General features: G+C 71.4%; 12 protein-coding genes. All 12 read left to right on the top strand.

The window, feature by feature from the left end; genetic code table 11:
* Window positions 1-90 precede the first annotated feature (90 nt).
* Window positions 91-174, top strand: coding sequence for a putative leader peptide (locus ACFWUQ_RS19035; RefSeq protein WP_312847410.1), 84 nt, complete (start codon window positions 91-93; stop codon window positions 172-174).
* Window positions 175-387: 213 nt separating this feature from the next.
* Window positions 388-2,094, top strand: a complete 1,707-nt coding sequence (locus ACFWUQ_RS19040; protein WP_384539164.1) for a nitrite/sulfite reductase — start codon at window positions 388-390, stop codon at window positions 2,092-2,094.
* A gap of 28 nt (window positions 2,095-2,122) precedes the next feature.
* Entirely contained in the window at window positions 2,123-2,302 is a 180-nt protein-coding gene (locus ACFWUQ_RS19045; protein ID WP_384539165.1) for a hypothetical protein, read from the top strand.
* Entirely contained in the window at window positions 2,299-3,006 is a 708-nt protein-coding gene (locus tag ACFWUQ_RS19050; protein ID WP_384539167.1) for a phosphoadenylyl-sulfate reductase, read from the top strand. Before ACFWUQ_RS19045 ends, ACFWUQ_RS19050 begins: the two co-directional genes overlap by 4 nt.
* A 44-nt stretch (window positions 3,007-3,050) precedes the next feature.
* Window positions 3,051-3,596: an adenylyl-sulfate kinase gene (gene cysC / locus ACFWUQ_RS19055; RefSeq protein WP_384539185.1), complete on the top strand. Its 546-nt coding sequence runs from the start codon at window positions 3,051-3,053 to the stop codon at window positions 3,594-3,596.
* Entirely contained in the window at window positions 3,593-4,528 is a 936-nt protein-coding gene (gene cysD / locus ACFWUQ_RS19060) for a sulfate adenylyltransferase subunit CysD (RefSeq protein ID WP_384539168.1), read from the top strand. Before cysC ends, cysD begins: the two co-directional genes overlap by 4 nt.
* Before the next feature lies 1 nt (window position 4,529).
* Complete coding sequence (locus ACFWUQ_RS19065; RefSeq protein WP_384539169.1) at window positions 4,530-5,870, top strand: sulfate adenylyltransferase subunit 1; 1,341 nt, start codon at window positions 4,530-4,532, stop codon at window positions 5,868-5,870.
* A gap of 212 nt (window positions 5,871-6,082) precedes the next feature.
* Window positions 6,083-7,210, top strand: coding sequence for an aliphatic sulfonate ABC transporter substrate-binding protein (locus ACFWUQ_RS19070; RefSeq protein WP_384539171.1), 1,128 nt, complete (start codon window positions 6,083-6,085; stop codon window positions 7,208-7,210).
* 31 nt (window positions 7,211-7,241) lie between these two features.
* A complete protein-coding gene (locus ACFWUQ_RS19075; protein ID WP_384539173.1) occupies window positions 7,242-8,036 on the top strand; it encodes an ABC transporter ATP-binding protein in 795 nt (264 codons plus the stop codon).
* Window positions 8,023-8,919, top strand: coding sequence for an ABC transporter permease (locus ACFWUQ_RS19080; protein WP_384539175.1), 897 nt, complete (start codon window positions 8,023-8,025; stop codon window positions 8,917-8,919). Before ACFWUQ_RS19075 ends, ACFWUQ_RS19080 begins: the two co-directional genes overlap by 14 nt.
* Before the next feature lie 5 nt (window positions 8,920-8,924).
* Window positions 8,925-9,695 (top strand): sirohydrochlorin chelatase, encoded by a 771-nt coding sequence (locus tag ACFWUQ_RS19085; RefSeq protein ID WP_384539177.1) that lies wholly within the window; start codon window positions 8,925-8,927, stop codon window positions 9,693-9,695.
* A 199-nt stretch (window positions 9,696-9,894) separates the two neighbouring features.
* Window positions 9,895-11,187 carry a ricin-type beta-trefoil lectin domain protein gene (locus ACFWUQ_RS19090; RefSeq protein ID WP_384539179.1) on the top strand — a complete coding sequence of 431 codons (1,293 nt, stop codon included), beginning with the start codon at window positions 9,895-9,897 and terminating at the stop codon, window positions 11,185-11,187.
* Window positions 11,188-11,212: the final 25 nt, after the last annotated feature.

Here is an 11,212-nt window from a genome sequence, read left to right on the forward strand (position 1 = left end):
CTGATCACGCCATCTCGTCATACGGGACGACTTCGTCCGCATCGTGGACAGTAGTGGACTCCTCCAATCGGCACATGACACGCTTCCGCCATGAATGGAGCTGGAATTGCCTTGGTGAGTCGGCGGCACGTCGACCTCGGCCGCATGTCCAGCGCCATCTGTCCGGCGCGCTGACGGAACCAGCCCCGCCGCACATCGCCGCAGTCCCCGCCGCCGCGGACGCGTCGATCACCCGCTCGCCCCCCGAGGCCGAACACCGCCCTGCCCGCCGGCAATCCCGGACAGGGCGCGGTGACCAGCCACACCCGCTCAGCGTCGCCGACGCGGCAGGGGCGCGCCGTCGCTCCCCCGCCCCTGCCCCGAGCCGCCGAAGAAGGACGTACCGCCATGGCCGCCACCCCCGAAACGCCCGCAGCCGCGCCCGCAGCCGCCGCGCGCCGCAAGACCGGCCGTCACCGCGGTGAGGGCCAGTGGGCCGTCGGACACCACACGCCCCTCAACGGCAACGAGCAGTTCAAGAAGGACGACGACGGTCTCAACGTGCGGACACGCATTGAGACGATCTACTCCAAGGCGGGCTTCGACTCGATCGACCCCAACGACCTGCGCGGCCGCATGCGCTGGTGGGGCCTGTACACCCAGCGCAAGCCCGGGATCGACGGCGGCAAGACCGCGATCCTGGAGCCGGAGGAGCTGGACGACAAGTACTTCATGCTGCGCGTGCGCATCGACGGCGGCCGGCTGACCACCGACCAGCTGCGCGTCATCGGCGAGATCTCCGAGGAGTTCGCCCGCGGCACGGCGGACCTCACGGACCGCCAGAACGTGCAGTACCACTGGATCCGGATCGAGGACGTCCCGGAGATCTGGCGCCGCCTGGAGGCCGTCGGCCTGTCCACCACCGAGGCCTGCGGCGACACGCCCCGCGTCATCCTCGGTTCGCCGGTCGCCGGCATCGCGCGGGACGAGATCATCGACGGCACGCCCGCCATCGACGAGATCTACCGCCGCATCGTCGGCAACCCGGACTTCTCCAACCTGCCCCGCAAGTTCAAGTCCGCGGTCTCCGGCTCGCCGCTGCTCGACGTCGCTCACGAGATCAACGACATCGCCTTCGTCGGCGTGCACCACCCCGAGCACGGCCCCGGCTTCGACGTCTGGGTCGGCGGCGGGCTGTCGACGAATCCCAAGCTCGGCGTCCGGCTCGGCACGTGGGTCTCGCTCGACGAGGTCCCGGACGTCTACGAGGGCGTCATCTCGATCTTCCGCGACTACGGCTACCGCCGCCTGCGCACCCGCGCCCGGCTGAAGTTCCTGGTCGCCGACTGGGGCCCGGCCAAGTTCCGCCAGGTCCTGGAGGACGAGTACCTCAAGCGGAAGCTGACGGACGGCCCCGCGCCCGAGCAGCCCAGCGGCCAGTGGCGCGACCACGTCGGCGTCCACCAGCAGCAGGACGGCCGCTTCTACGTCGGCTTCGCACCGCGCGTCGGCCGGGTCGACGGCGCCACCCTCACCAAGATCGCGGACGTCGCCGAGCAGCACGGCTCCGGCCGCCTGCGCACCACCGCCGAGCAGAAGATGATCGTGCTCGACATCGAGGCGGACCAGGTCGACTCGGTCGTCGCGGCCCTGGAGGCGCTGGACCTGCGGGTCAAGCCGTCCCCGTTCCGCCGCGGCACGATGGCCTGCACCGGCATCGAGTTCTGCAAGCTGGCCATCGTCGAGACCAAGGCGCGCGGCGCCTCGCTGATCGACGAGCTGGAGCGCCGCCTGCCGGACTTCGCCGAGCCGCTGACCATCAACATCAACGGCTGCCCGAACGCCTGCGCCCGTATCCAGGTGGCGGACATCGGTCTCAAGGGCCAGCTGGTCCTGGACGAGCGGGGCAACCAGGTCGAGGGCTACCAGGTCCACCTCGGAGGCGCTCTCGGCCTGGAGGCCGGCTTCGGCCGCAAGGTCCGCGGCCTCAAGGTCACCTCCGCCGGCCTGCCGGACTACGTGGAGCGGGTCGTCACGCGCTTCCAGGAGCAGCGCGAGGACGGCGAGCGCTTCGCCGCCTGGGTGACCCGCGCCGCCGACGAGGCCCTGTCGTGAGCGCAGCGAACGACACGAGGAGCACCGTATGAGCGAGCGAGCCGCCCCGTTCTACTGCCCGTACTGCGGCGACGAGGACCTGTTCCCCCACGAGCAGGGCCACGGCGCCTGGGAGTGCAGGGCCTGCAACCGGGCCTTCCAGCTGAAGTACCTCGGGCTGCTGGCCCGAGGCGTCCGGTCCGACACCGCTGGAGGGGACGAGATATGACGACCATTCAGGACGCCGGGACGGCCGACCTGAGGGAGCTGGCCGAGCGCGCGGGCCGTGACCTGGAGGACGCCTCCCCGCTGGACATCCTGCGCTGGGCGGCCGACACCTTCGGCAAGCGGTTCGCCGTGACCTCCTCCATGGAGGACGCGGTCGTCGCCCACCTGGCGTCCCGCGCCTTCCCCGGCGTGGACGTGGTCTTCCTCGACACGGGCTACCACTTCGAGGAGACCATCGGCACCCGGGACGCGGTCGAGGCCGTGATGGACGTCAACGTCATCACCCTCACCCCGCGCCGCAGCGTCGCCGAGCAGGACGCCGAGCACGGTCCGAGACTGCACGACCGCGACCCGGACCTGTGCTGCGCGCTGCGCAAGGTCCAGCCCCTCGAAGAGGGTCTGACCGCGTACGACGCCTGGGCGACGGGCCTGCGCCGCGACGAGTCCCCGACCCGGGCGAACACCCCGGTCGTCGGCTGGGACGAGAAGCGGCGCAAGGTCAAGGTCTCCCCGATCGCGCGCTGGACCCAGGACGACGTGGACGCCTACGTCGCCGAGCACGGCGTACTCACCAACCCCCTGCTGATGGACGGCTACGCCTCCGTCGGCTGCGCCCCCTGCACCCGCCGCGTGGAACTCGGCGAGGACGCGCGGGCCGGACGCTGGGCCGGACGCGGCAAGACCGAGTGCGGACTGCACGGCTGATGGCACGGCGGATGACGGACAGCGAAGAACTGACGGAGAACCAGATGAGCGTGAGCGACCAGGGCGCCACGGTGTGGCTGACCGGTCTGCCGAGCGCGGGCAAGACCACCATCGCCTACGCGCTGGCCGAGCGGCTGCGCGCCGAGGGCCACCGGGTGGAGGTGCTCGACGGCGACGAGATCCGCGAGTTCCTCTCGGCGGGCCTGGGCTTCAGCCGCGAGGACCGGCACACCAACGTGCAGCGGATCGGCTTCGTCGCCGAACTCCTCGCGAGCAACGGCGTCACGGCGCTGGTGCCGGTGATCGCGCCGTTCGCGGACAGCCGTGAGGCCGTGCGCAAGCGGCACGCCGCCGAGGGCACCCCGTACCTGGAGGTCCATGTGGCCACCCCGGTCGAGGTGTGCTCCGAGCGCGACGTGAAGGGCCTGTACGCCAAGCAGGCGGCGGGCGAGATCTCCGGTCTGACCGGGGTCGACGACCCGTACGAGGCGCCGGAGTCGCCGGACCTCCGTATCGAGTCGCACACGCAGTCCGTGCGGGAGTCGGCTTCGGCCCTGCACGCGCTGCTCACCGAGAGGGGTCTGGCATGACCACCGTCGCCCACCTGCACGGCGAGACGGACGCTCCGTACGCGCTGTCGCACCTGGACGCCCTCGAATCCGAGGCCGTCCACATCTTCCGCGAGGTGGCGGGGGAGTTCGAGAAGCCGGTGATCCTCTTCTCCGGCGGCAAGGACTCCATCGTCATGCTGCACCTGGCGCTGAAGGCGTTCGCGCCGGCGCCGGTGCCCTTCACGCTGCTGCACGTCGACACGGGGCACAACTTCCCCGAGGTGCTGGAGTACCGCGACCGCACGGTCGAGGAGCACGGCCTGCGCCTCCATGTGGCGTCCGTCCAGGACTACATCGACGCGGGCAAGCTGCGCGAGCGTCCGGACGGCACCCGCAACCCGCTGCAGACCCTCCCGCTGACCGAGGCGATCCAGAGCCACCGCTTCGACGCCGTCTTCGGCGGGGGCCGCCGTGACGAGGAGAAGGCCCGCGCCAAGGAGCGGGTGTTCAGCCTCCGCGACGAGTTCTCGCAGTGGGACCCCCGCCGCCAGCGCCCCGAGCTGTGGCAGCTGTACAACGGCCGGCACGCCCCCGGCGAGCACGTCCGGGTCTTCCCGCTCTCGAACTGGACCGAGCTGGACGTCTGGCAGTACATCGCCCGCGAGGGCATCGAGCTGCCGCAGATCTACTTCGCACACGAGCGGGAGGTCTTCCAGCGCAACGGCATGTGGCTGACCGCCGGCGAGTGGGGCGGGCCCAAGCAGGACGAGACGCCCCAGACGCGTCTCGTCCGCTACCGCACCGTCGGTGACATGTCCTGCACCGGCGCCGTCGACTCCGACGCCGCCACGCTGGACGCCGTGATCGCCGAGATCGCCGTCTCCCGGCTCACCGAGCGGGGCGCGACCCGCGCCGACGACAAGATGTCCGAGGCCGCGATGGAAGACCGCAAGCGCGAAGGGTACTTCTAGGATGACCAGCACCACCGAGCAGTTCGCCGACCTGTCGGCGACCACACTGCTGCGCTTCGCGACCGCCGGTTCCGTCGACGACGGCAAGTCCACCCTGGTGGGCCGGCTGCTGCACGACTCCAAGTCGGTCCTGACCGACCAGATGGAGGCCGTGGAGGCCGTGTCCGCCCAGCGCGGCCAGGACGCCCCCGACCTCGCGCTGCTCACCGACGGCCTGCGGGCCGAGCGGGAGCAGGGCATCACCATCGACGTCGCGTACCGCTACTTCGCCACCGCGCGCCGCCGGTTCATCCTCGCGGACACCCCGGGGCACGTGCAGTACACCCGGAACATGGTCACCGGCGCCTCCACGGCCGACCTGGCCGTGGTCCTCGTCGACGCCCGCAACGGCGTCATCGAGCAGACCCGCCGGCACGCGGCCGTCGCCGCGCTGCTGCGCGTGCCGCACGTGGTCCTGGCCGTCAACAAGATGGACCTGGTGGGCTACGAGGAAGCGGTCTTCGCCGCGATCGCCGAGGAGTTCACGGCGTACGCCTCGGACCTGGGCGTCCCGGAGATCACCGCGATCCCGATCTCGGCCCTGGCCGGCGACAACGTGGTGGACGCGTCCGGAAACATGGACTGGTACGGCGGCCCGACGGTCCTGGAGCACCTGGAGACCGTCCCGGTCAGCCACGACCTCACGGCCTGCCCGGCACGCTTCCCGGTGCAGTACGTGATCCGCCCGCAGTCCGCGGAGCACCCCGACTACCGCGGCTACGCGGGCCAGATCGCCTCCGGCGTACTGCGCGTCGGCGAGGCCGTGACCGTGCTGCCCTCGGGCCGCACGAGCGTCATCGCGGGCATCGACGCACTCGGCGGGAGCGTCGACATCGCCTGGGCCCCGCAGTCGGTGACCCTGCGGCTGCGGGACGACATCGACATCTCGCGCGGCGACCTGATCGCGCCGTCCGCGAGCGCCCCGGCCACCACGCAGGACGTCGAGGCGACGGTCTGCCACGTGGCGGACCAGCCGCTGGCCGTCGGCGCCCGGGTGCTGATCAAGCACACGACGCGCACGGTCAAGGCGATCGTCAAGGAGATCCCCTCGCGGCTGACCCTGGACGACCTGTCGCAGCACCCGAATCCGGGGCAGCTGGTGGCCAACGACATCGGCCGCGTCGTCGTCCGCACCGCCGAGCCCCTCGCGCTCGACGCGTACGCCGACTCGCGCCGCACGGGGTCCTTCCTGCTGATCGACCCGGCCGACGGTACGACCCTGGCGGCCGGCATGGCGGGCGAGTCCTTCGCCTCCCAGGCCGAGACGACCGTCCAGGCCGATGAAGAAGGGTGGGACTTCTAGCCCATGCCCGACGACATCTACTCCACCTTCGCGAAAGAGGGCGGCCGCGTCGGCAGCGGCGCCCTCGGCAGCGGCCAGGGAGGGGTGGCGCGATGTGCGTGACGACGTACGCGCACCGCATGCGCGCCCAAGCCCTCCCGCTGCACCCGCCCCTGCCCCACAGACGAAGACATGCGTCGTGACCCCACGGCGCTCCGAGAGGAAACCCTCCCGTGCCTGCCAACGGAACCACCCGTAACACTCTGCGCCGCGGTGTCGTCGCCGCCGCCCTCCCGCTCCTGATCGGTGCGCTCGCCTCCTGCGGCTACGGCTCCGCGGCCAAGAAGGACGAGCCCGGGGACAAGGCCGCCAACGTGGCCGACGCCGGCAAGAAGCTCTCCGCCCCCGAGGTGCGCATCGGCTACTTCCCGAACCTGACGCACGCCACCGCGCTCGTCGGGCTCCAGGAAGGCCTGATCGAGAAGGAACTGAGCGGCACCAAGGTCAAGCCGCAGGCCTTCAACGCCGGACCGTCCGAGATCGAAGCCCTCAACGGCGGCTCTCTCGACATCGGCTTCATCGGGCCCTCGCCCTCGATCAACGGCTACGTCAAGTCCAAGGGCTCCAACCTGAGGATCATCTCCGGTTCCGCGTCCGGTGGCGTGAAGCTCGTCGTGAACCCGCAGAAGATCAAGACCCTGGACGACCTCAAGGGCAAGAGGATCGCCACCCCGCAGAAGGGGAACACGCAGGACGTCGCGTTCCTCAACTGGATCTCCACCAAGGGCTGGACGGTCGACCCGGAGTCCGGCAAGGGCGACGTCTCCGTCGTCCGCACGGACAACAAGGTCACCCCCGACGCCTTCAAGCAGGGCTCGATCGACGGCGCCTGGGTGCCGGAGCCCACGGCCTCCAAGCTCGTCTCCGACGGCGGCGCCGTCCTCCTCGACGAGACCGCCCTGTGGCCCGACAAGAAGTTCGTGATCACGAACGTCATCGTGTCGCAGAAGTTCCTCAAGGAGCACCCGGACGTGGTCGAGGCCGTGCTCCGGGGCACGGTGAAGACCAACGAGTGGATCAACGCCAACCCGGAGAAGGCGAAGGCCTCCGCGAACGCCAAGCTGGAGGCGGAGAGCGGCAAGCCGCTCGACGCGAAGATCATCGACCCGGCGTGGCCCAGCATCGCGATCACCGACGACCCGCTGGCCGCGACGCTGAGGACGCAGGCCGACTGGGCGGTCAAGGCCAAGCTCATCGAGCAGCCCGACCTGGCCGGCATCTACGACCTGACGCTCTTGAACAAGGTCCTCAAGGCCGCCGGCAAGCCCGAGGTCTCCGACGCCGGCCTCGGCACCAAGTAACCCCGTACAGCAAACCCAGGAGGTGACGACCATGGCCACCACGCTTGCCAAGGCTGCCGAGGGCACCGTAGCGGAGCTGACCGGCGCCGCGCGCATCGAGCACGTCTCGAAGTCCTTCACCGGCCCGGCCGGATCGCAGCTCGTCCTGGACGACATCAGCCTCGATGTCGCTCCCGGGGAGTTCGTCACCATCCTGGGGGCGTCGGGGTGCGGAAAGTCCACCCTGCTGAACCTCGTCGCCGGGCTGGACAAGCCGTCCGCGGGGTCCATCGCGACCCCGGGCGGCCGTCCGGCGCTCATGTTCCAGGAGCACGCCCTCTTCCCGTGGCTGACCGCGGGCAAGAACATCGAACTCGCCCTGCGGCTGCGCGGGGTGGCCAAGGCCGACCGCCGCCCGGAGGCCGAGCGGCTGCTGGAGCTGGTCCGCCTCGGCGGCTCGTACGGCAAGCGCGTGCACGAGCTGTCGGGGGGCATGCGCCAGCGCGTGGCGCTGGCCCGGGCGCTCGCCCAGGACAGTCAACTCCTGCTGATGGACGAGCCGTTCGCGGCGCTCGACGCCATCACGCGGGACGTACTGCACGGTGAGCTCACCCGCATCTGGGAAGAGACGAACCTGTCCGTCCTCTTCGTCACGCACAACGTGCGCGAGGCCGTGCGCCTCGCCCAGCGCGTGGTCCTCCTCTCCTCCCGGCCCGGCCGGATCGCGAAGGAATGGACCGTGGGCATCCCGCAGCCGCGCCGCATCGAGGACGCGGACGTCGCGGAGCTGTCCCTTGAGATCACTGAACACCTGCGTGGGGAGATCCGCCGCCATGGCCAGCACTGACACCACCTCGAAGGCCGCGGCCAAGAACGACGACCTCGCCGGCCTGGAGGCGGGCCTCGACGCGCTCGACGCGGTCCAGACCCACCGCACGCCGATCCGCGAGGTGCTCCTCAAGAAGGTCTTCCCGCCGCTCCTGGCCGTCGGCCTGGTGCTGGCGGTGTGGCAGGTCCTCGTCGCGGCGAAGGTCACCGAGGAGACCAAACTGCCCCCGCTGTCCGCCGTCTGGGACAGCCTGACCACGATGTGGCTGCAGGGGACCCTGCTGGAGATCATCTGGACCAGTGTCTCGCGCGGCCTGCTCGGCTTCCTGATGGCCCTGGCGATCGGCACCCCGCTCGGCCTGCTGGTCGCCCGGGTGAAGTTCGTCCGCGCCGCGATCGGCCCGATCCTCCAGGGCCTGCAGTCGCTGCCCTCGGTGGCCTGGGTGCCGCCGGCCGTCCTCTGGTTCGGCCTCAACGACGCCATGATGTACACGGTGATCCTGCTGGGAGCCGTCCCGTCCATCGCCAACGGCCTGGTCTCCGGCATCGACCAGGTACCGCCGCTGTTCCTGCGGGCCGGTCGCACCCTGGGCGCCACCGGTCTGCGCGGGGCCCGGCACATCGTGATGCCCGCCGCGCTGCCCGGCTACCTGGCCGGCCTGAAGCAGGGCTGGGCCTTCTCCTGGCGCTCGCTGATGGCCGCCGAGATCATCGCCAGCTCCCCCGACCTGGGCCTGGGGCTGGGGCAGTTGCTGGAGAACGGCCGCAACAACATCGACCTGCCGGGGGTGTTCCTGGCGATCATCCTCATCCTGGTCGTCGGCATCGCCATCGACCTCCTCATCTTCAGCCCGATCGAGCGGTACGTGCTGCGCAGCCGCGGCCTGCTGGTCAAGAGCTGATCACCGTGTCCGGCTCCCCCGCCCTCCTCGTCATCGCCCACGGCAGCCGCGACCCGCGGCACGCGGCGACCGTGCACACCCTCACCCGGCGCGCACGGGCACTGCGGCCCGGGCTGCGCGTGGAGACGGCGTTCCTCGACTTCAACACGCCGTCGGTCGGACCGGTCCTGTCCTCGCTGTACCTGTCGGGCGTACGGGAGGTCGTGGCGCTGCCGCTGCTGCTGACCCGCGCCTTCCACGCCAAGGCCGACATCCCGGCGGCGCTGGCCGAGTCGACCGCGCGCCTGCCGGGCCTGTCGGTACGGGTCGCGGACGTCCTCGGACCGTCCCCGCTGCTCCTCGGCGCCCTCGACCGTCGGCTCGAAGAGGCCGGCCTCACCCCGGCGGACCGCGCCACCACCGCGGTGGTGCTCGCGTCCGCCGGATCCACCGATCCGGAGGCGGGCGCGGTGATCGCTCGAACCGCGCGGGAGTGGCGGCGCACCGGTTGGTGCGCCGTGCGGCCCGCGTTCGCCTCCGCCGCCTCGCCCGCGTTCCCCCGTACCGAGGACGCGGTACGGGCCCTGCGCGCGGAGGGCTTCGCCCGGGTGGCGGTGGCCCCGTACGTCATCGCTCCGGGACGGCTGCCGGACCGGATCGAGGCGGGCGCGCGAGCCGGCGGCGCGGATGTCCTCGCCGGCGTGCTGGGCGCCGCGCCGGAACTGGCCGCGCTGCTGCTGCGCCGCTACGACGCGGCCGCCGCGGCGCCCGCGCGGCTCCCGGCCCTCACCGCGTAGACCCGCCGCACGCACGAGCCCCCGTCCGGCCCCCAACTGGGGCGCCGACGGGGGCTCTTCGGCGACTCCTCTATCATCTGTTCGATTCCCGCCGCCCGGACATGGTCCGCGGGGCAGGTGAGTCGACGAACGACGAGAGGGCAACGGGGACTTGAGTTTCACACGCAAACGGCGCATATCCGTCGTCACGGCGGCAGTCGTGGCGACGATCGTGGGAGGGCTCCAGCTCTCCCCCAGCGCTTTCGGCACCGAGGACAGCGGCCGGTCGGCCGTGAGCGAGCGGGAGGTGCCGGCGGCGCTGCCCGACACGGCGCCCGACGCGCACCACGGGGACGCCGCCCCGTACGGCAGCGACCACACCGGTTTCACGAACGGGACCATGTCGCTCGGCCCCGCCGGGGCCCGGCCCGCGCCGATGGCGGCGACCGCCCCGGCGGCCGCCGCCCCCGCCCCGCCGCAGGGCGAGGGGTGGAAGCTGAGCGGCGCGACGAAGTGGCTGCCGACCGGCTACACCGTCAGGTTCTACGACCAGAAGTCCGCGGACTGGCTCGGCCCCTACGTGCGGGCCTCGGCGGCGGACCTGCAGCGCATCACGAACCTGCCGGTCACGGTCGACTCCCGGCCGGTGGGCTGGGAGTACGTCCGGCCCAAGGGCGAGGTCGTCATCGGCGTGCTGCACCGGCCGTGCCTGCCGCCCGCCGGTGAGGGCAGCATGGGCAGCACGGGCTGGAAGGTGGTCCGCGACGGCTCCGGCAGCGCGAACCTGAGCTGCGGCTTCACGAACTCCTCCGTTCCGGGGACGGTCACCAGCGGGCACGCCTACATCGACAGCGAGTTCTTCACGTCCGCCGGCAAGCCGACCGCCGCCATGGGTGAGACGTACATGCGCAACCACATCAGCCACGAGCTCGGGCACACCCTGGGGCTCACGCACGCCAACCGCAGCCTGACCAGGAGCGACTGCGTCAAGGGAACGGACTCCGGCCAGTTCCCGGTCATGTGCTCGCCCGCGTACGCCTACCAGGACAAGCGCGCGGGCGGCTACGTGCAGCAGTTCGACGTCCAGGGCCTGCGCCTGCTGGCCGCGGGCGCGGGCGCCGCGCTGTCCCCGCAGGGCAGGGTCGGCGGACTCGGCGGGAAGTGCCTGGACGTCAAGGGCGGAAAGGCGGCCACCGGCACGCAGATCCAGCTCTACACCTGCAACGGGTCGCCCGCGCAGTCGTGGATCCTCGGCAAGGACGGCACCTTCCGCGCCTTCGGCAAGTGCCTGGACAACGCGCGCAACGCGAGCACGAACGGCAACCGGATCAGCCTCCACGACTGCAACGGCTCGCCGGCGCAGCGCTGGTCCGTCAACGCCAAGGGGCAGATCGTGCACGTCGCGTCGGGCAAGGTCCTGGACGTGACGGGCGGCGCGACCGCCAACGGCACCGCGATCCAGCTCTACACGGCGAACAGCAACAAGCGCCAGGTCTGGGTGGCTCCGAAGTAGCCGGGCGCGGCCCCCCGTCGGCGAC

The sequence above is a fragment of the Streptomyces sp. NPDC058662 genome (assembly GCF_042716255.1).
Taxonomy (GTDB): domain Bacteria; phylum Actinomycetota; class Actinomycetes; order Streptomycetales; family Streptomycetaceae; genus Streptomyces.